Genomic DNA, 22,410 nt, shown 5'->3' with positions numbered 1-22,410 from the left:
TTGTTTTCAATAATTTGGTAGTTTGTCCGATATTGTGTGACAGCGGTGTGACATGTCTGGTGTATAATAGCAACAAAATGATTTATAATAGCGGAATTGGGCTTCTGCGATAGCGATAACGTTTTTTAGATGAAGAGGAGGAATATGAAAATATGAGAACAGGGATGAGGAAAAAGAGGTTTCTTGCGCTTTTTTTGGCGTTGTTGATCGTACTGGGGATGGCGGTGCCTTCCTCCCATGATCTGTCTTCTCTGGCAGAAGGGACGGCGGCTTCCTCTATGGAGTCCGGTTCTTCGGAGAACAGCGGAGACGGAAAGAACGGGGCAGAGACCAGCGCTTCGGAGACGACTGTCCCGCTCCCGGAAGAATCGGATACATCAGCAGGACAGCCGAATGGGGAGACGAGTACTGCGGCAGGGGAGACGACTGAGACGGGTGTTTCCTCTGATTCCGCGTCTCTGTATGCGGAAAGCGGTTCGGGAGAAGCGATTCTGACTTTAACGACGGGAATCAATACGGCCCATGAAGGATACGTGGTATCTGGAGAGAAGATGACGCTCAATCTGTCTTTTACAGTACCGCCGCTGTCCAGCGGTGAGAATTATAATGCCGGAATCGTTCAGATCGAGCTCCCGGAAGGCGTTACAGTGGGACAGCTGGGAGGCGCTTCTATTTTTGAAAAGACAGAACAGATCGGCACCACATATCTGATGACGTTGTCAAGCCTTGAGTCCGGACGCGCATATGAGGCTTCTTTGCCGATTCAGACTGAAAACTTCACTCTGGAGAACAACAGCACTCTGACTTTTCCTACTGTTTTCCGGGCTTCTTATAAAGTAGACGGGGAAGATCAGCCGCGGCAGATGGAGATTGAATCCACACCCAGCGTTTCTGTAAAGGCTACGGATGGCTGGCGGGTAGAGAAATCGGTGGAGACAAAAGACGGTGAAGCCGTCATCAACAAGGTGACAGACGGCGCTGACCAGTATTATGAAGTGAAGTATACCATAGACGCCGTCAACCAGATGTCGGAAAATCCCACGGAAGAGGAGATGAAACAGACTGTCTGGAATCGGGAAGGCCGCCTTGACTTTGCCCAGTCGGAAGGGAAGCCTGTTTTTTCCCTGATCGATGAGCTTCCGGTTAACACGCCTGCAGGCGGCGGAGCTACAGTTGTTTCAGTTGCCACGGCGGGACGGGGAGTCCTTCAGGAGGGAACCGACTATGTGGTGAATAAAAATGGAGCAGGTGAAGCGTCTTCCATTGAATTCGCTTCTTTGGATCAGCTTAAGGAAACAGATCCTGATGAATATCAATATGTAAATGACGGTGCTTATATCGATACAAAATACACGGTAGTCCTTCGATATCCGGTCAGCGCATATCAGTCTTCGGCTGATGAGGACCTGAAGACCTGGACTCTTCAGAACACAGCGAAGCTTCATTATCAGCTGATCGGAGAAAATCCGGTAGATAAGTCTGCCGATGCGCAGATCATCCTTGGAGAATATGATGACAACACGGAATCCGCGGATATCGTAGTGGAGAAATGGATTCAGGTGGGAATCATGGAGAAGCTCCTGGATGCGTCTGCTTCCAACGACTATGGAACAGCCACCTTTGGTCTTTATAAGGCGGAGTCGGGTTCTGAGGTGGCCAATGACATACATAATAAAGCGGTTGGGAATCCGAAAGCTACCGACGATAACGGGCAGGTGGTGTTTTCCGGGCTTCTTGTCGGAAAATCCTATTACCTGGAAGAAGTATCCGCGCCGGATGGTTTTGAAAGTGCGACGGCCGCCGGAAGAGTGAAGATCACCATAAATCAGGACAAAAGCATCACAGTGGAGAATGCTCCGGAAGGGGTGGAGGTTTCCTACGGTATCATAAAGGTCACGGACCATACGGATACTCTGGGACGCCTGGAGTTTTATAAATATGGAAAGAACGCTTCCGGGGCGACTGCGCCGATGGAGGGCGTGACGTTTACACTGACCAGTAAGACAGAGCCTTCCCGTACCTACGAAGCTGTATCGGGGACAGGCGGATATGTCTGCTTTGAGGCTGTTCCGGCTGGAGACTATGTGCTGTCGGAGACAGCTCTGCCAGCAGGCGCAGAGCCGGAATATGAATTAGGAGCGCCCAGGGATGTGACGGTAGCGGCGGATACAGTGAACCGTCCTTCCTGGAACGACGAGGGGAGTACGGCAGAGAAGCCGGTATTCCTGAATCAGTCTCGCTATGGATATCTGACGATTATTAAAAAGGATGAGGATACGGATCAGCATGGACAGGATATTCTGCTTTCGGGAGCGGAATTCGGTATTTATACCGACGAAGAGTGTCTGACCGCGGCGACGGATACAAGCGGGGCAGAGGTGATCCTTGCCACGGACAGCCAGGGAAAGGCTGTTTCTCCTATGCTGCCCGCAGGTAATTACTGGCTGAAGGAACTGAAGGCTCCGGATAATTATGTTCTGGATTCCACAGCCATTCCCGTGACGATCGTCGAGCAGACGACTGTGGAAAAGAGCCTCACCAATGTAAAGAAGGTTCCTCTGGTCATCAATAAGATCGGAGTACTGAGCGGTACAGGCAGCGGGACTCCCTATAAAGAGCAGCTTAAGGATGCGGAATTTAACATTTACGACGCGGAAACAGGCGGCAATCTCCTGGGAACTTTGGTGACTTATCTGGATCCCACCGGACATTCGGTTTCCAAGATCAAGGGAACGGAGAACGAGCAGCTTTTGCTGCCTGCCGGTACTTATTGGTATGAAGAGACCGTGGCTCCTGCCGGATATACGCGGATACCAGGGCGTCATGAGATAAGTATCAGCAAGGGGAATTCGGAAACAACGGTAGAAAATACCACTGTCTTCGGCCAGATCCGTATCCGCAAGACAGACGCTGCCGACAGCAGCCGGAATCTGTCCGGAGCAGTGTTTGAGATCTACGACAACGAAACATGCTCAGGAACGCCGGTCGGGACTATTAAAACAGACAGCAGCGGATATGGACTGTCTCCGATCCTGCCTGTGGATAAGCCTTATTATCTGAAGGAAGTGACGGCGCCTGCGGGCTATTCGGTCCTTACAGAGGTTATAAAGGGAACAGATGCTTCCGGGAACGGGACCGCAGACGGGAATGGCATTTTTGTGGTAGAAAATGCACAGACAGACGTAGTCGTTGCCAATGCGGAAAAAGTGAGCATACGTATCGTTAAGAAGGATTCTGTGAGCAACGGTTTGATTCGGAACGTGTCCTTTGGTCTCTATTCCAAAGATACCTGCTCAGATGATGATCTGCTTCAAACAAAGAACACAAATGCTGAAGGCCTCTGTGTCTTTGAGGACTTGGAAGCAGGCACCACTTATTATGTGAAGGAGCTCAGTACGCCGGACGGATACGTTCCGGATGATAAGGTGTATCCGGTGACGACACCCGAGGCCAGCTCAACGGTAAAGAGTGTGGAGCAGACAATTGCCAATGTCCGCCTGGGCAGGCTGAATCTGTTGAAGACCTCGACGATGGACAATGGGAACACTCCGATGCGGGGTGTGAAATTCGGCCTGTATGAAGCGGTTCCAGGCGGGAGCGGAGGCTATACGGCGGGAGTTCAGATCAAAGGCCTCAGCGGTATGGATGCCAATGGCTTTGTGACCACGGACGGGGACGGACGTGTGTCCATTGATGGGATCACTCCGGGGACCTATGTATTAAAGGAACAGAGTGTGGCCGGATATCCGGAGAAGGAACAGGTGGTAACGGTCGTTGCTGGACAGAACCAGAATGTGAGCGGAAGCGGTGTGTATCCTTCCGGCGATACCGAGGTGGTCAATGTTCCTTCCATGGGTAAGCTGAAGCTTAAAAAGATCAGTTCTTTGAATCCGGATACGAATCTGACGGCAGAGTTCAAATTATATGCCGAGAAGGATACGACGAAGGAAAATGACACACTGGCCGATGCGGACAGAGAATATGAAGATACGGAAAAAGCTGCGCTCACAACGGTAAACGGCGTAGTCACTTCCGGCTGGCTGAATCCGGGAAAATATAAGCTGGTGGAAACGGGCACGGCAAACGGCTATGTCCTGGACAGCGCACCTAAATATATTACGATAACGGCCGGAGAGACCAACACAGAATATTTTGACGCTCCTGTTGCCAACGTGCCCAAAGGGAAGCTGGTCATCCATAAGACAGCAGAAATGGACGGCGTCGGCAGCGATTACAAGGGAGCAAGCTTTTCCTTATATAAAGTGATAAACGATGATGAGACGGATTATGACGGCGGCAAGACGGCGGCAGCATCAGCCGTTACCGTCGCTGACGGAAAAGCCTCCATGGACAATCTGGAACCCGGCGAATACTGGCTGGTGGAAGCGGCCGTTGAGAATTATCATGCGTTCACTCCCATAAAGGTAACGATCCAGGCCGGACAGAACCGAACAGACCTGGGCGGCAGCGCTGTGCCGGATACTCAGGTAGTGAACCGGCCTTCCAAGGGAAAGGTAAAGCTAAAAAAGGTGGATTCTACAGATTCCGCTAAAGTGATATCGGCAGTGTTTCAGCTTTATCAGGAAACGGATGCAACCAGCGGAGACGCCTCTCTGGCTGATGCGAGCCGTACCTACAGCGGTATCTCTGCCGCTGAGCTTACAACATCGGCCTCCGACGGTACGGCTCTTTCCGGATGGCTGGCACCCGGACGCTATAAGGTAGTGGAAAGCTCTGTAAGCGGGAATTATGTGAAGGATTCAGAGCCTAAATATATTACGGTTGAAGAAGGTAAGACCAATACGGTGCTCTTTGACGATCCAGTGGAAAATGTTCCAATGGGGAGGATTTCCATCAAAAAGACGGCCCGGTTTAATCTGACGGGCGACGGAGTCAGCGCCGGGACCTTCAGCCGGTATGATCTCACCGGATCGGTGTTCAAGATTTATGCGAAAACGGCAGAAAATACCGACAACGGCGGGAACTGCAAAAAATCGGAACTGGGAAATGTTTTGGATACAGTGGATATGACGTCATCGGCCACAGGTCTTTCTGCATATCTGGCGCCCGGTGAATACTGGGTGGTGGAGGATACGGCTCCGTCCGGTTATCAGACCGCGGATCCGGTGGCAGTGACTGTGACGTCCAATACAACCACAGCCGCCAATTCCCATCCAGAAGAGACGGAAGTGACAGCTTCCATTGACAATACGACGGATAATGGACGTCTGCGCCTTTATAAATACAGCAGGAATACAGGGACGCTGCTCGACGGCGCCCAGTTCGAGCTGTATATAGTAGATAACAGCGGTGCAGGTACAGAGTACACGCTGGATGACGGAAGTATTGTGAAACTCAGAAAGGTGGAGAGGAGCAGTTCCACAGATGACAGCGGCATTATGGAGAGCGGCACATCTGGAACAGGCTCTGCCGTTACGGTGGATCTTGAGCCGGGTACCTATTATCTGCGGGAGACCAATCTTGAATCCGTGAAACAGAGTACAGGGATTTCCAGCTGGAAATGGGAGAAGGAATGGACTGGCCCTGTGGAGGTGACAGCCGGGAACGAGGTAGTCACTCCCAAAATCTGGAATTATTATGAGGTGAATGGAGAGGGCACAAAGACAGGTGAAGACGGCCGGGCACTGGCCGGCGCCTATTTTGCAGCGTTTGAGACGGAGGAAGCCGCTCAGACCGCGCTCAGCTATCTGGACGGAAGGGTGCTTGCCGGAAAACTGGATGAAGTACGGACCCAGATGTCGACTCCTCAGGGGCAGGCCACGTTCATGGCCGCCTATAACGCCGCCGACATCGCGGCTTCTGGTCCTGACGGGACCTTCAAATTTACACGACTGGCGCCGGGAGGCACATATTATATCATCGAGGTGGCTCCTCCCAACGGCTACGGTCTGCCAGACGCGGAAGATAATTTGAAACAGGTTACGGTAAAGAATGGAGGAGGTTTCAACGAGAACCTTTCCTATCAGGATAAAAAGCTTGGTAAGCTGCAGGTCATCAAATACACGACTCTGAACGGAGCAGCGTTTGCCGTCGAAGGAGTGAAGATCAATGTATACCGTGCCGTGGCGGCGGACGGCGGAGCTTATATGGCGGCGGACGGAAAGGCTTACAATAAGAAAGAAGAGACTCCGATCGTGTGGGGAACCACCGGGGCCGACGGCCTTTATACGTCGCTGTTGATACCGGCGGGAGTCTATATAGTAGAAGAGGATACCAGCAGTCTGCCTGATTCTGTGGGAGCGCCGGCTGATCCTTCAGACGCCTGGCGGATCGTGGTAGTGACTCAGGGGACTACAAACGATACCTATGCACAGATGACGGACGGCTCGGGATTCCAAAACCCGGCCAAGTACGGGAAGTTTTTTCTGAAAAAGGTGAGTTCTCTGAACAGTAATACTCTGGTGGGGGCGACCTTTAAGCTTTATAAAAAGAATACGGTTTCAGGAAAATTTGACATCCCTGTGCAGGTAAAGAATGCAGGAGACAGTCTGACCGATTATATCATCACGACCAGTACGGACAGTAAGAATCCGGTTGTGGAATCCATTTATCTGGAGCCGGGAGAATACCAGCTGGTAGAGCAGACGGTGAACGGTCAGTATACCCTGGACGCTGCGCCAATCTCCGTGACCATTCGTGCCGGAGAGATTACTGGGGCGGGAAATGCTTCCGTGACGGATAAGAACAGTCCGCTGGTGGCGGAAAATGTTCCTCAGGGTACTCTGAGCCTCGAAAAGCTGGGAGCTTTCGGAGACGTGAAGGAAGGCCTGGAGGGTGTGACCTTCAAGCTTTATAAAAGGACTGCGGAAAATACAAATAACTATGGAACTATAGCTGGCGAGACCATAAATATGGACGGTCTGAGCGATACGGACAAAGTAAAGGATATCACCACCGGGAATAACGGAAAAGTGACGGTAACGGGCATCGACGGCGGACGCTACTGGCTGGTGGAGACCGGCGTAGGGGCAAACTATCATTATCAGCTGTCCTCACCGGCTTATTCTGCCGGAGTCGTCATCACACCGGGACAGACCACCAGCCTGACCGAGGAGAGGGCGGTCATTAATGATATCAATGCCGGAAAGTTTAAACTGAACAAGATTTTTAACTCCGGCAGTACCAACGCTTCCTTTAAGGTGGAAAAGAAGGTAGACGACGGAGCGGGAAACATTACCTATCAGAATGCCAAAAAGGGATGGGACAGCAAAAAGAACGAGTATACATACAGTGCCTATACCTTTACGACCAGCGGTCCTTATACCTCGGAGTATCTGGAGCCCGGCGTATACCGTATTACTGAGACCGGGACTACTTCCGGGGATTATAAGCTGGCAGAGCCTTTTGAAATAACGATCGGGGCCGGAACCGTGACCACTGCGGCGGATACGAAGCCGGAAGGGGTGACGGACGGCGCGGATGCCATTTTGGTCACCAATATCAAACAGGGATCCTTGGAGATCGAGAAACAGGGTATCTTCATGGGCGGCAAGATAGAGAATCTGTCCGGTGTGACCTTTGGGCTGTATGAAAAGACGGCGGAAAATACAAATCCGGACGGCAGCTGTAAAACAGATGCTTTGGGAAGCCCGGTGACTGTTAAAGTAAACAATGTGGATGTGACGGCTATTGTCACCGGAGCCAGTGGCAGAGTGACTGCCACCCATATGGATCCCGGTGAATACTGGCTGATGGAAACGGATCTGGGCGTCCATGACGATGATGGTAAATACAGCCTGGATGGAACCTTGCCCATGGCGGTGGAGATCACCTCAGGCGCTGTCACGAAACTGACCAGCGATGCCGGTGCATTGGGGGCTGTCACCAATACGGTCAAATATGGAAAGCTCCAGATTATAAAAGTGGATTATCATGACCATGAGACAAAACTGAATGGGGCCGTATTCAGCATTCATCAGTCGGCAGACTGTTCGGATACTTCTCTGGGAAGCTTGACCACAGCAGGACAGGGTACGGCCATTTCCGGTCTTCTTCCGGCGGGGACCTATTACTTGAAGGAGGAAAGCACCCCGTCCGGGTATCAGGCCTCTCAGGAGATATGGGGACCTTACACAGTACGGGAAAACCAGATCACCACGGCAGATGACAGTGGAAATTCGGTGATTACCAATAAGAAAGAATTCTCTATTGAAGTGGTGAAGCAGGACTCCGATGTGACCTCCACCCTTTTGGACGGAGCCGTGTTTGGACTCTATGATTCCCAAGCGGATGCAGCGGCGGATGCAGCGGATCTAAACGGGGGCGGGAGCGCATCTCGATATATTCAGAGCAAGGCTACGTCCGGCGGAAAAGCCGTTTTCAGCGGTTTGACCATAGATGCTTATGATGGTGCGAGCCATGGACTGGCGAGCAGCCAGACTTATTATCTGGTAGAGCTTACACCTCCGTCGGGCTATGCGGCTGATTATACGGTACGCCCGGTCGTGGTCACCTACAGCGGGAGCGTGACAAAGGTAACAGAGAATGTGACCAATGAGGCCCTGGGAAAGATCCGTCTGAAGAAGGTGGTCACCTGGGATGGAGCGACAAGGAACCTGGGAGATGTGGGCTTCAGCTTCTATCCTGTATCGGGAGAAGGAGTGTCCCATTCCGCCGGAGCGGTTCCCGCCGATACGAAGACGACGGATATAAATGGTGAGCTGACCACGGCATCTCTTCCCGCGGGTTATTATGAGGTGGTGGAGACCAGCACGCCGGACGGTTATCAGGCCTCCGCAGCTTCCAGATGGGTACTGGTGGAAAATAAAAAGACCAATGAAACTCTTTACGATACTCCCATAACGAATGTTCCTGTGAAGGGAGATTTCAAGCTGGAGAAGATTGCCAGCGACGGCAGCTCTGTAGGCGGCGCGAAGTTCTATTTCTATAAGGAAACTTCTCCTGGAATCTATGAACTGGCGGATCCTTCAAAACCCACTTTTACGGTGGAGTATAAAGAAGGAAAAGCTATCTACACCTCCGGAATGCTGGAGCCCGGAAATTACAAGATCGTGGAGGCGGAAGCTCCTTCCAAGGACGGGGTGGATTTCACAGTATCTTCCGAAGAACGGTATATCACCATTACGGAAGGTACGACTCAGGATCTGACCGGTGAAAACGCTTTTAAAAATTATCCGAAGATGAGCATAACCCTCACCAAAAAGGGAGATGCGGAGAACGGTTCTCCGCTGCTGCCTGGAGCCAAATTCCAGCTGTACGCAGATTCTTCGCTGAAAACAAAAGTAGGAGATCCGGTGGAGACTGATGCACAGGGTATCGCTACATGGACAGGGATTGATGCCGGCACATACTACGTTAAGGAAATTGAGGCTCCCGACGGATACGGTGTGACGGCAGAGGCCAAAAGAGTCGTGGTGCCGAAGGTGTCCCGCCTGACGGATCTGGTGGTGAATCTCGGCGATTGGATAGATGAAGCCAATGCCGGACGCGTGCTCATCCGGAAGACAAATGTGGCCGGTACTCAGATGCTTAGCGGCGCCAAATTCAATATTTACGGAGACAATGGGAGCGGTATTTATACGGTACTGATGAACGAAGCCCCTCTGACTACGGACGGCACGGGCACGGTGCTTTCCGGGCTGCTGCCGGCGGAAGCCTCCGGCACCCGGTACCGGGTGGTGGAAGTAAAAGCGCCGGACGGCTATACGCTGGACAATGTATTTGAGCCAATCTCACAGCTGATAACGGTATATCCGACCCATACTCCTGTTTTTGAAGCGTCGGGACTGAATGAGAATGTGGTGACGTTCCGAAACAAGACACAGGAGAGCATCGGGCAGTTTACTTCCGATGTGAAAAAAGAGATCAAGGACAGCGATGAGGTGTATACCACAGGAACCGTGAATGCGGATGAAAGCCTGCTGCTGTCCGGCTATACTGTGAATTTCCGTGTGACCGGGCTGTCAAAAGGCACCAATGACCTGCCGGCGGATTCTTTCACGGTGACCGATGAGAATATCAAACTGTACACCATTGACAGAACCGGAGGCACGATCCAATATGTGGAAAAGGCGGCAGATGACCGGGATTATACCATCGATCAGGTGGTGATTCATGCGGCGTCCAACCGGAATGATTCTGAGAAGGTGACGGCAGAGCTCCAGTATAAGACATCCTTGAACAGCAGTCAGTGGCTGACGAAGGTATCTGATCTGGATCTGACCAGCAGCAAGACTGTGGATCTCTCCGGGGATCACGCGGCAGCTATCCGGATCGTCTACGGAAACGTTCAGGCAGGATTCACGGCGGAAGCCGGTTTTGAGATGCAGGTAGCTTTTGCGAAACGGGAAGGAGACATGATTGGAGCCGATATCCCGGAGGTGCGCCGGATTACCAATACAGCCGTTGTTGACTGGACATATCAATTTAAGGATGCGGAGGGAAATGAAAAACCCCAGAGCGGAAGCGACGAGAGCAATGAAGTGGAAGCTTTGATTCCTGCATCAACAACTGTGCTGCCTCAGGTAAAGCTGACCAATAAGATCACCAATATGAAACAGTCCGGCGTGTTCTATACAGGGCAGTCGGTGAATTTCCAGGTGGATGTGGTGAATGTCCAGAATATCGACAACAACGCGCCGAACTTTAAAGCGCCGATGGTGGCGGTGGACCTGCCGGCATATACCAGCCTGGATACGGACGGTACAGGAAATGGATTTACCATTTACCAGACGAAGCTGGTGAACGGAGTGGCTCAGAAGGTTGAACTGAAGCTGGGAGAGGACTATACCGTTCAGGAGGAAGAGACAGCCGCCGTTATCAGCATGGAGGGCGGTACGTATGTGACCAGCAGCTCTCTGAAAACAAGACGGTACGTCTTTAAATTTAACGAAGGAGTTTCTCTGAGCCCGGATACAGAGGCAGGAGAAAATTCCGGCCTGACCATCAGTTATAAGGCAAAGATTGAGTACAGTAAGCCCACCACACAGCTGAACCTGTATTCGCCGGCATTTTTGAGCAGTACATATCTGCTGCCGGCATCCTTTGAGAATCCCCTTGGCCTCAGCTTTACCGGATATCAGGCGTCTACGCAGAACAATGATGAACTGGATGATGCCGTAGGCTCTGATCTGGAATACCTGAATCAGCCGGTCGGCGTGACCGTTCTGAATGATACGCAGATCCAGCTGGTAAAGACGGTCAGTGACAAAGCAGATACTGGCTTCTCGACGGCGCAGGTAAATGTATACCCGAATCAGAACGTCTATTATGATCTGACTCTTTACAACAATTCGGATACGGCTGTCAGGACCGCGCGGTTTGTGGATATCCTGCCCTTTAATGGAGATTCCTACGTGTTCCGGAGCGGCGGCGGGACTACGCTCAGGCAAACGACCATTCAGAATGGGGCCGGCTATGAGGAGATGCTCCTGGAAGCGGCAGCGGCACAAGATGGGAATGCAGTCATCTACTATTTCGTGGAAGACGGCGGCAGTCTGGCCAACAGCTGGTCCTATGCCAACAGGCAGAACCTGAATGCGGAAGCGGAGCTTCCGATGCTGTATGAGGCATCCGGAGATGTCTGGAAAGCGGAAAACGGAGGCCACTGGACTACGCAGAAGCCTTCCGATATGAGTCTTGTGACAGCAGTAGGCGTGGAAGTGAATTTCCCGGAGGGCGCTCTTCTTCAGCCGGGAGAAAGCTACAGTGTGAAGCTGACCATGAAAACGCCTGGTTATACGGCGGATAAGATTGAAGAGTATGCCGATGCGGTAATGGCCAATTCTGCGGCAGCCGCAGTGCTGAGAAGTACAGAGACGGCCATCAATCCCACCAGGGATATCGTGGAACCGAACAAGGTGCTTGTTGGGCTGAGTCTTCCAAAAGGAAGTATCGGAGACTATGCGTGGTATGATTTCAACAACAACGGCCTCCAGGACGACGGCCAGGAATCTGCGGCCGCAAATGTGAAGGTAGAGCTGTATCAGACTACGCTTACGAAGCATGGAGAAACGGTATACCGGTCCGACGAAGCAAGGATAAAAGAAATGAACACAGATGGCACAGGGCATTATCTGTTTGAGGATCTGCCGTGTAACTATCTGAAGGACAGCGCGGCGGAAGGCTCCGTGGATCCCAATGACTATGTGGGCGGGACCATATACTATTATCGGGTGAAGTTCAGCATTCCGGCAGACCATGCGGCAGCGCTGCGGTATGCGGGACAGGACGCTGAAGGAGCCGAGTACAAGACAGACAGCAATATAGATACAGATGGCTGGACCGACTATCTGGTGCTCCGGATACTGAACCAGGAAGTGGATGGCAGGGATGTCATCTATGGAGAAGAAAATCTGGATGTGGACGCGGGATACGTGGTTTCGGTCGCCCTCGGTGACAAGGTGTGGATCGATGAAGACCATGATGGCCTGCAGGGACCGGATGAACCGGGGCTTCCAGGAGTTCTTGTGAAGCTGTACCAAGTGGAGGGACCGGACGCGGAAGTTAAAGACGGAGCGGCGCCGGTTGATACCGCTATGACCGATGAAAACGGAGAGTATCTCTTCGACAAACTGCCCCAGGGCTATTACGTGGTGGAATTTGACATCCGTGCACTGACCACCGATGGATATACCTACCGCTATGCGTTTACTGCGCCGGATGTGACGGACAGTAAGCTGACCACGCCGGATGACTCTGATGCCGTATATTCGGCGGACGAAACCGGACGGGTGAAACGGACGACAGTGATTCCTCTGTTCTTTGATCAGAATGAGGAAATCGAACAGGCTGGGAATAAGACCGACCGGACTTGGGATGCAGGTGTCTGGGTCTATAGTGCTCTGGGCGGATATGCCTTTGAGGATAAGAACTACAGCAACTATCAGGATATTACCACCGACAAGATGGATGGTCCGCTGCCTGGAACCGTTGTGAAGCTATATAAAGTAGAAAACGGGATCAGGCAGGATACGGCCCTGAGGCAGACCACAGTAGGAGATGACGGCAGATATTTCTTTGATGAACTGGAAGCCGGACAGTATCAGGTGTTCTTCCAATTCCCCGATGGGTATACGGCTGTGGAATCTCCAGATGGAGAAAAGAATCCGGATACCAATCTGTCCGATACTGACGATTCCGACTGCTGTATCTTTGAGAACGGCGATTACACAGGCGGCTATACGGAGATCATCACGCTGGGCTACAATACGGTAGATAAGACATGGGATGCCGGCGCCAATAAAAAAGGAGCTTTGGGCGACTATGTATGGTTTGATACGGATAAGGACGGCATCCAGGATGAAGATGAGGAGCCGATCGCAGACGTGACAGTGAAGCTCCAGTACCGCATGGGAGATGATGACGAATGGAAGATTTACCCTGGCGGAGTGACGAAGACGGATGAAAATGGACGTTATCTGTTCACAGGCCTTAAGGGCGGTGAGGATTATCCAATCCAGTACCGGGTTGTGTTTGATTTTGACGATCCGAATACGACGATCACCATCACAAATTCCCGGACAGATAAGCAGGGAGACCGGAGCGTATCCCTGACGGAAGGCGAGGCGGCGGAACGGGATTCCGATGCTTTGGGATTCTATATTTCCAACCTTGGCTATGTGACTACTACCATCACCCTGGGATACGGGGAGACGGATCTGACCTGGGATGCGGGAGTGGTGAAGACTACCTGCGGTATGGGCGACTTCGTATGGTATGATAAGAACAGGAACGGCATTCAGGACGAAGGCGAGGACGGTGTGGGAGGCATTCCGGTGGTTCTGGAAATGAATCCTACCGGTGAACTGGACAACGAAGATGCCTGGGTAGTTGTCGGTACGACCACGACCAACGAGAGCGGATATTACCGCTTCCTGGATTTGGATAAAGGATATTACCGGGTGCGCTTCCAGATCTCAGATCCTTACATCGTTACACTTTACAATCAGGGAAACGGCGACAATGCCTATGAGTATGATTCCGACGCTACGAGGCTGGCAGGGGATGACTGGTACTACAGCAGGATCTTCTATCTGGAAGATAACCAGTATGACTGGAGCTGGGATGCGGGCCTTTACCTGAAATCTGATATACCGACGGTCACAGTAAAACAGTATAATAAGGGGCCTCAGAATGTGATCACCACCTATCGGACGGTCTTCACCGGCGACGACATGGATATTTTCCTCTGGTCCCTGCTTGCGTCGGCCGCGATGGTAGCCGTCGGCGTGATCTTGTATGAGAGACGGAGAAAAAGAAAACAGGCAAAAGAGCAGAATTGACCAACCATTTAAAAGGCAGCTGCCGAGGGAAAAATCCCGCGGCGGCGGCCTTTCCCTAAAATTTGTCAATTGTTTTTGGAAAAAAACCATATTTTTGTGATTGCGATGTGATTCTCTGATGCTATGATTAAGACAGAAAAAAGAAAAAAGGAAATAGGATGACGACCAAGTTTCCGGCGGGACAGCCGGCACATCGTAATGATAAAGAGAGGAATGATAAGTATGAAGAAAAGGATAAAAGCGTTGGTTCTGGTGCTCAGCATGATGATTGCTTGTTTGGGCGTTTCCGGCATCACAGCCGGAGCAGCGAGCTTTTCCGTAGCTCCCCAGATTTCCGAAAGCCCGGATGCCCAGAAGTTCGTGATCACAAACGGCGGCGCAGATGATAATTTCACCTTCGAGGGCCAGAGTGTGTTTGTGGCGAGTGGCCAGAGTCAGGCGATCACGGTGGCTGGTTCCGGAAGAATGACGATCGGGGTTTCCAGAGAGTCTACGGGGGAAAAGGTTTTTGTGAATTCCCTGAATGAGCATTTCGTGACCATATACAGCCAGTACGGAGACGGTGCTCCGACAGTTTCAGGAACTACCTCTGTTTCTTTAGATGAAGGGCAGAAAAGAGTCAGCGTGGACGAGATGGTATCAAGCGGTTCTGATGTTTACCGCTGTGCGAATAACAGCGCGTTCGTATCCTATGGAAGCGCGTCAGTGACCTTCCAGTATGCCAAGGTACAGCAGGATCCCAGGACGGTCACGGTATATTTTATCGATGAAATCGGATATTCTATCGGAAACGACCAGTTTCAGATTGCCCCCAACGGAAGCGCAGTATATAATGTACCGGCTTCCATGACGGTAAATGGCAAAAACTATAACCTGGCATCCGGCCAGCCGGTCAGTATCAGCCAGGATTACAGCAATACAACGGCTTCCTATACGGTGATTTACCAGGGAGAGGCACAGAAGCCCTCTAGCCCTTATACCATTTCCGTGCGCTATGAAGACGCGGATACAGGGAGACTCCTTACCAACAACACCGTTACCGTTCCGGTGGGCGGAGCCGTAAATTATGAAGTAGCGGCGTCTTATGTGACGTCGGACTATTCGGAGTATCAGAGAGCGGCAGGGCAGCCTTCCGTGATCACTCATACATCCGGAGAATCCACCAGAAGCTATACGGTGCTGTTTACAAAGGTGGCAGGCCAGAATCCTTATACCATCAACATCCGGTGTATTGATTCCGTGACGGGAATTCTTTTGGATTCGGCGTCTCAGACCGTAGAGGTCAATGCGGCTGTGTCATATAGTCTGAAAAGCAGCCTGAGCTATAAAGGGAACGAGTACCTGCTGGCGAGCGGCCAGGGTACAGAGATCAGGCACTCATTTGGCGGCTCTCAGAGAACTTATTATGTATATTACAATCAGGTGGGAGCAGAGATTCCCAGCGAATATGGAGTGACTGTCCGCTATATCGATATCACGAGCAACAGCACCATCCACACGGAAGCCATGACCGCGGCGGGCGGGCAGAATCTGACGATTGGTGTACCCGTCAGCTATCAGTCCGGCAGTGAAGAATATGTGCTGCTGTCAGGCCAGAGCGATTCCGTCAGCCACAATTTTTACAGCCCCAGAAGGACATATGCGTTCTATTTCCGGAATGTAAACGATACGGCAAATGAGAATGCTCAGGTAAATGAAGTGGTCGAGGTCGTGGAGATTGCCGGTGAGCAGGTGGAGCAGGTGGTCACCAACGTGGTGACGCCGCCGGCAGAGGAAGGCGGAGAGCCTGAGACTGTCATCTATAATGAAGACGGCGAGCAGATAGATGAAAACGGCGAGCCTGTGAGCATTCCGGACGAAACGGTACCGGCAGGACCTTCCGTACCGGAAACGACAGAGGAAGAAACAGAGCCGGAAACCGTGCAGATTGAGGATGAGACAGTTCCCATGGCGCCGTCCGTTCCTTCCGCGGGAACCCCTGCGGGCCTGATTGCGGGTATCTCTCTCGGAGTGCTTGCACTGCTGGCGGCAATCGCAGCCTTTGTCATAGTGAAAAAGAAGAAAAAGAAAGAAGCCTGAGGCTGGCAGCATAAAGCTGAGAATGACGGGCGGTGAACAGATTTAAGATAAGATTATAAAATGCTGCGGGACGGCAGAAGCCGGACCGCAGCATTTTTTGTTATATACCTTTGAATACCTTTCAAACAAACTTATTTTTATTAACCCGAGGAAACAGAAGGAATGTTCCTCTTTCCGCACCGAAATAAGCATTCGTTTGTCCTGAAAGCCATTGAGGCGGCTCACCGCAGCGCGCTGCCCTAAGGCGCGCGGGCCGTGTGGATATCCAATCCTTTTCTGGAATCTAAGAAATGAAATTTGTCCAGTACAGCGCGGCAGAAAAGGCACCGGCAGAAGGATTCCGGGCCGGCCTAAAGGCGAGCGCCGCAGGGCAGAGGCCGGTGTTCTCCAGGAGGAGGGAGGCAGAAACGGAGATACCGATTCCGTTTCTGAGCGAACAGGAGACAGGAAATCATAAGGATTTCCTGTCGACATGTGAGCGGTACTGCCGGAACGGAGATAAAGCGGCCCCTGCATCGCCAGCGAACCGAAATCGTGACGGTCCGGAACTTCTGCCGATGCTGAATTGGAGCTGATTAAAAAAGATTCCAAAAAGTACCTTATATCATAATTTAGAATATCCATACCCGTTTACGAAAGCATCGATTTTTTGCCCGCTCTGGCAGAAGGGACAGTCTCCGAAATCATACGCCTGGTAGCCGGGGATGTCTCTCGGCGTAAAGGCGGAGACGATGGGAAAGCCCTTGATATCATCTATCGCGCTGAAGAGGGAGCAGATACCGGTCACGATCCCGCCGTAATAGTTGATACATTCCAGGCTCCGGTTGATGGTCTTGCCCGTTGTGGTGGTGGCCAGCAGGAGAAGTACATGTTTGTTCCGGACGGCCGGGACAATATTATCCCGGAACACCATTTGATTGTTGGTATTCAGCTCTGGGGTGATGATATACACGGTTTCATGGGTGTTGGTGGAAATAAAATCATGCTTTTCCAGTTCCTCGGCCATGAATGCGCCGACTACTTCACAGCCATCCATGCAGACGATCGTATCGATGACCGTGGTATTGATTATCTTTGCCACCAGCGTTTTTGCCACTTCAGAAGCCTCGCTGCATCTGGTCTTAAGCCCTGTCATGTCGATATAGTAGTTGACATGAGAGTGACTGGTGGCGAAATGTCCGGGAATGACCCGTAGAATGACCTTTTTGTTATCCTTTGAATAATATTTCATACTGCGCATTTCCATAAAACAGCCCCCTTTCTAAGAATTTTATGGTTTCGCATTCCAATTTTTGTTATTTTTATTGTATCGTACATACAAATATTATGCAATAAATATTCGATGAAAATATAAAATATAATACAATAATCTAAGAATAGATAAAATATAATAGAATATGCAGAATATCTTTGCTTGGATGGACGAAAGAAAAATGAGTCGAAAGTAGGACTTGCGTAAGAGGAGGCTTCCGGTTATACTTATTAGTTAGAGAGTTATCCGGTGTGATAGAAGGAGATATTCATGAAATGGAAAAAATATACCATTGATACCACTACGGCTGCGGTCGATCTTATCAGCAGTATGCTGGAAGAACAGGGGATCGAGGGAATTGAGATTGAAGATAATGTGCCGCTCACAGAGGCTGAAACAAAAGGGATGTTCATTGATATCCTTCCAGAGCTGCCGCCGGATGAGGGAAGTGCAAAAGTATCCTTTTATCTGGAGGGGGAGGAAAGTGACGCCGCCGTCTTGGATGGAGTGAAGGATGGGTTAGAAGAGCTGCGGATGTTTGTGGAAGTGGGAGAAGGGAGCATCGTCTGTACCGAGACGGAAGACAAGGACTGGATCAATAACTGGAAGCAGTATTTTAAGCCTTTTACGGTGGGAGATATCCTGATCAAGCCTACCTGGGAGGCTGTTCCGCCGGAGCATAAAGACAAGTTGATGATAGAGATAGATCCAGGGACCGCATTTGGGACGGGGAGTCATGAGACAACTCAGCTCTGTATCCGTCAGCTTCAGAAATATCTGAGGCCGGGAGATAGAGTGCTGGATATTGGAACCGGAAGCGGAATTTTAGCCATAACAGCTCTCAAGCTGGGAGCGGGATACGCGTTCGGAACAGACCTGGATGAAAACGCAGTATCGGCAGCCAGAGAAAACGCCGGGGTCAACAAGATTTTGGAGGACCAGTTTGTTCTGGAGACAGGAAACATCATAGAGGAAGAGAAGCTGCAGGAGAAAGCCGGTCATGACGCGTATGATGTGGCGGTGGCCAATATTCTTGCGCCTGTCATCATCATGCTCCAGGGGGAAGCGGCGAGCCACTTGAAGCCGGGCGGTATCTTTATCACTTCGGGAATCATCAATACAAAGGAAGCCGATGTAAGGGAGGCCTTTGAGGCCAATCCGGAATGGGAGCTTCTGGAGACCACATATCAGAACGACTGGGTATCTATCACCGCGAAAAGGAAGTAGCTTATGTATTTATTTTTTGTAGCCGGTCATGCCATTGAAGAGAATGAGGCTGAGATCACGGGGCCGGACGTCAATCATATTAAAAATGTCCTACGTATGAAGCCAGGAGATAAGGTGCGGATCAGTGACGGAGAGAAGCTTTGCTACAGCTGCGTCATAGAGGCGTTTCGGGAAGCCGGTGAAGACGGCGGGGAAGCTGTTTTGCTCAAACTGCTGGAACGGGACGAGGACGGAACGGAGCTGCCGGCGGAGATCGTGCTCTATCAGGGCCTTCCGAAGGGGGACAAGATGGAGCTGATCATCCAGAAAAATGTGGAGCTGGGAATCAAAAGTATTGTTCCGGTGAACACGAAGCGGGCTGTGGTGAAGCTGGATGAAAAGAAAGCAGAAGCCAGGAGAAGACGCTGGAATGCCATCTCTGAGAGTGCCGCGAAGCAGTCCAAACGGACGGTGATACCAGAAGTGAAGGCAGTAATGGATTTTAAAGCGGCCATAGATTCGGCGGCGGACTTTGACTGCAAATTGTTCCCTTATGAAAACGCAGAGGGAATGGAATACACAAGAAAGATACTTTCACAGGTCAGGCCCGGTACCAGAACGGCGGTCTTCATCGGACCGGAGGGCGGGTTTGATGAGGATGAGGTGTCCTATGCCAAAGAGAGGGGCTTTGTGCCTATCACCCTTGGCAGAAGAATTCTCAGGACGGAAACGGCCGGGTTCACTCTTTTGGCAGCGCTCATGCTTCAGCTGGAAAAGTGACAGGGAGGAAAAAAGCGATCATGGAAGCATATCTGGATAATTCTGCAACTACAAAAGCCTTTGAATCGGTGAAGGATATTGTCGTAAAGACGATGATGGAGGACTATGGAAACCCTTCCTCCCTTCACAGAAAAGGCGTGGAGGCGGAACACTATGTAAAAAAAGCGGCGGAGGCAGTGGCAAAGACTTTAAAGGCGGCTCCGTCTGAAATCATATTTACCTCTGGCGGGACAGAATCTAATAATATGGCGATCATTGGTGCCGCCAGGGCGAACAGGAGGGCCGGCAAGCACATCATCACCTCCACCATTGAGCATGCGTCAGTCTATAATGTGTTTGGTTATTTGGAAGAGGAAGGATACCGGGTCACATATATTCCGGTGGATGAAAGCGGCCATCTGAAGCTGGACCAGCTGGAAGCGGCCATAGACAGCGGGACGACGCTTGTTTCGGTGATGTATGTAAATAATGAGATCGGATCTGTAAATCCCGTCGGAAGAATTGGCGAGATCATCAAGAAAAAGAATCCGCGGACTCTTTTTCATGTGGATGCCATACAGGCGTATGGAAAATACCGTATCTGTCCTAAAAGGGAATCCATCGATCTTTTGTCGGCCAGCGGCCATAAGATACACGGGCCGAAGGGAGTCGGATTTCTTTATGTGAAGTCCGGGACAAAGATAGTGCCGGTGGTGTTCGGAGGGGGACAGCAGAAGGGGATGCGTTCCGGGACCCACAATGTGTCCGGTATTGCCGGGATGGGAGAGGCGGCCAGAGAGATCTATGAGAACCATGAAGAAAAGATACGGGTGATGTATGAGCTTAAAAAGCAGTTTGTGGAGCTCATGGAAGGTCTGGAAGGCGTATCGGTCAACGGGCTTACGGGAGAGGACAGCGCTCCCCATGTGGTGAGCGTCGGCTTTGAAGGAGTGAAGAGCGAAGTCCTCCTTCACGCTCTGGAAGACAGAGGAATCTATGCATCCTCCGGTTCGGCCTGTTCCTCCAATCATCCCGCCGTCAGCGGGACGCTAAAAGGAGTCGGAGTCAGGAGAGAACTGCTGGATTCCACATTGAGGTTCAGCTTCAGCGTATTCACTACGAAAGAGGAGATACAATATTGTGCGCAGGTACTGGAGGAGCTTCTGCCCGTACTGCGGAGATACAGGAGGATGTAATATGTTTGCTCATGATTCTATATTCCGGGCTTTTTTAATAAAATATGCGGAGATTGGCATCAAGGGAAAAAACCGCTATTTGTTCGAGGACGCTCTTTTGAAGCAGATCCGCTTTGCCCTCAGGGAAGTGGAGGGAGAATTTCTGGTCCGGAAGGAATCCGGGCGCGTCTATGTAGAGGCAAAAACAGAATTTGATTTTGACGAAGTCGTAGAGCATCTCAGATACGTATTTGGAATCGCCGGCATCTGTCCCATGGTACAGTTCGATGACAACGGCTATGAAGATATGAAGGAAAAGATCATCGAATATGTAAGGATGGTGCATCCCGAAGGGGATTTTACTTTTAAGGTCCAGACTAAGCGGGCAAATAAAAAATATCCCATGGAATCCAACGAAATCAACGCGGGTCTCGGAGAAGCCCTTCTGGAGGAGTTCCCTGCGCTGAGAGTGGACGTACATGAGCCGGATGTGTTCTTTTATGTAGAGGTGAGAGAGCGGATCAACGTATACTCCAAGATTATTCCCGGCCCCGGCGGGATGCCCGTCGGCACCAGCGGAAAGGCGACGCTTCTGCTGTCAGGCGGGATTGACAGCCCTGTGGCCGGATGGATGGTAGCAAAGCGCGGCGTGAAGATTGACGCTGTTTATTTCCATGCGCCGCCCTATACCAGCGAGCGGGCCAAGGAAAAGGTGGTGGATCTGGCAGCGCTGGTATCCAGATACGCAGGACCGATGAACCTCCATATCATCAATTTCACGGATATCCAGCTGTATATTTATGACCAGTGTCCCCACGAAGAGCTGACCATCATCATGCGACGCTATATGATGAGGATTGCAGAGGCCATTGCGGAAGAAACGGGCTCTCTGGGACTGATAACGGGAGAGAGCATTGGGCAAGTGGCCTCCCAGACGCTTCCCAGCCTGGCCTGTACCAACGAAGTCTGCCATATGCCGGTATTCCGTCCGGTCATTGGCTTTGACAAGCAGGATATTGTGGATATCGCACAGAAGATCGACACTTTTGAGACTTCTATCCAGCCCTTCGAGGACTGCTGTACCATTTTTGTGGCCAAGCATCCGGTGACTAAGCCGAATCTGAAGATCATACGCCGTTCAGAAGAAAAACTGAAGGAAAAGATAGACGAGATGGTGAAAACTGCCATAGAGAGCAGGGAAATTCTGCGGATTCCAGAAGACAGGGCATAAGCGAAAAGAGGGCTTTTTATTTCATAGGACGGATTTTCCTATGAAATAAAAAAGCCTGCAGGGTTCTTCCCGCAGGCTTTCCGAAACACTTAATCGATAAGGTAAGGCTTCAAAGTCTCTATGATGGCATCCACGTTGTCTTCTGCGTGGATATTCAGGTCGATGGGCTTTGACAGATCCAGGCTGAAGATACCCATGATGGATTTTGCATCGATGACATAACGGCCGGATACCAAATCAAAATCATAATCATATCTGGTCAGATCATTTACAAATGATTTGACTTTGTCGATGGAATTTAAAGAAATACGTACCACTTTCATGAAACTGCTCCCTTCTGTATCTATTATCAAGGCCCGGCTGCGGGACCTCGTATGTATCTTTTATAATACTAGCCATAATCGGGGCAAAAGTCAAGAGGAGCGGAAAAGAATTACCTGCATT

The 22,410-nt window shown here is 51.0% G+C and carries 9 protein-coding genes; 7 read left to right on the top strand and 2 right to left on the bottom strand.

Features of this window, described 5'->3' with window-relative positions:
• Positions 1–152 precede the first annotated feature (152 nt).
• The 3 genes from LQE92_RS02170 (at position 153) to LQE92_RS02160 (ending at position 16,918) form a co-directional block, all read left to right on the top strand.
• Positions 153–14,264, top strand: coding sequence for a SpaA isopeptide-forming pilin-related protein (locus tag LQE92_RS02170; RefSeq protein ID WP_231061366.1), 14,112 nt, complete (start codon positions 153–155; stop codon positions 14,262–14,264).
• Between the two features lie 222 nt (positions 14,265–14,486).
• Complete coding sequence (locus tag LQE92_RS02165; RefSeq protein WP_231061365.1) at positions 14,487–16,343, top strand: hypothetical protein; 1,857 nt, start codon at positions 14,487–14,489, stop codon at positions 16,341–16,343.
• 290 nt (positions 16,344–16,633) lie between these two features.
• A complete protein-coding gene (locus LQE92_RS02160) occupies positions 16,634–16,918 on the top strand; it encodes a hypothetical protein (protein WP_231061364.1) in 285 nt (94 codons plus the stop codon).
• Between the two features lie 29 nt (positions 16,919–16,947).
• Here the strand turns inward: LQE92_RS02160 and LQE92_RS02155 are convergent, their stop codons facing one another.
• Positions 16,948–17,589: an orotate phosphoribosyltransferase gene (locus tag LQE92_RS02155; protein ID WP_231061363.1), complete on the bottom strand. Its 642-nt coding sequence runs from the start codon at positions 17,587–17,589 to the stop codon at positions 16,948–16,950.
• A 276-nt stretch (positions 17,590–17,865) separates the two neighbouring features.
• On the opposite strand from LQE92_RS02155, the gene prmA reads away from it, so the two are divergent.
• The 4 genes from prmA to thiI are packed head-to-tail and all read left to right on the top strand — an operon-like array spanning position 17,866 to position 21,966.
• Positions 17,866–18,822, top strand: a complete 957-nt coding sequence (gene prmA / locus LQE92_RS02150) for a 50S ribosomal protein L11 methyltransferase (protein ID WP_231061362.1) — start codon at positions 17,866–17,868, stop codon at positions 18,820–18,822.
• 3 nt (positions 18,823–18,825) lie between these two features.
• Complete coding sequence (locus LQE92_RS02145; protein ID WP_231061361.1) at positions 18,826–19,581, top strand: RsmE family RNA methyltransferase; 756 nt, start codon at positions 18,826–18,828, stop codon at positions 19,579–19,581.
• A 20-nt stretch (positions 19,582–19,601) separates the two neighbouring features.
• Complete coding sequence (locus LQE92_RS02140) at positions 19,602–20,756, top strand: cysteine desulfurase family protein (protein ID WP_231061360.1); 1,155 nt, start codon at positions 19,602–19,604, stop codon at positions 20,754–20,756.
• 1 nt (position 20,757) lies between these two features.
• Positions 20,758–21,966, top strand: a complete 1,209-nt coding sequence (gene thiI, locus LQE92_RS02135; RefSeq protein ID WP_231061359.1) for a tRNA uracil 4-sulfurtransferase ThiI — start codon at positions 20,758–20,760, stop codon at positions 21,964–21,966.
• An 89-nt stretch (positions 21,967–22,055) separates the two neighbouring features.
• Here the strand turns inward: thiI and LQE92_RS02130 are convergent, their stop codons facing one another.
• Entirely contained in the window at positions 22,056–22,289 is a 234-nt protein-coding gene (locus LQE92_RS02130) for an HPr family phosphocarrier protein (protein ID WP_231061358.1), read from the bottom strand.
• Positions 22,290–22,410: the final 121 nt, after the last annotated feature.

The sequence above is a fragment of the Lientehia hominis genome, assembly GCF_021044755.1.
Lineage (GTDB): Bacteria > Bacillota > Clostridia > Lachnospirales > Lachnospiraceae > Lientehia > Lientehia hominis.
The sequence above is the reverse complement of the archived record's forward strand: the minus strand, read 5'-3'. Positions and strand labels throughout refer to the sequence as shown.

Coding starts and splice junctions, on each gene's coding strand:
- LQE92_RS02170 (WP_231061366.1), top strand. CDS start 153: ATGAGAACAGGGATGAGGAAAAAGAGGTTTCTTGCGCTTTTTTTGGCG.
- LQE92_RS02165 (WP_231061365.1), top strand. CDS start 14,487: ATGAAGAAAAGGATAAAAGCGTTGGTTCTGGTGCTCAGCATGATGATT.
- LQE92_RS02160 (WP_231061364.1), top strand. CDS start 16,634: ATGAAATTTGTCCAGTACAGCGCGGCAGAAAAGGCACCGGCAGAAGGA.
- LQE92_RS02155 (WP_231061363.1), bottom strand. CDS start 17,589: ATGGAAATGCGCAGTATGAAATATTATTCAAAGGATAACAAAAAGGTC.
- prmA (WP_231061362.1), top strand. CDS start 17,866: ATGAAATGGAAAAAATATACCATTGATACCACTACGGCTGCGGTCGAT.
- LQE92_RS02145 (WP_231061361.1), top strand. CDS start 18,826: ATGTATTTATTTTTTGTAGCCGGTCATGCCATTGAAGAGAATGAGGCT.
- LQE92_RS02140 (WP_231061360.1), top strand. CDS start 19,602: ATGGAAGCATATCTGGATAATTCTGCAACTACAAAAGCCTTTGAATCG.
- thiI (WP_231061359.1), top strand. CDS start 20,758: ATGTTTGCTCATGATTCTATATTCCGGGCTTTTTTAATAAAATATGCG.
- LQE92_RS02130 (WP_231061358.1), bottom strand. CDS start 22,289: ATGAAAGTGGTACGTATTTCTTTAAATTCCATCGACAAAGTCAAATCA.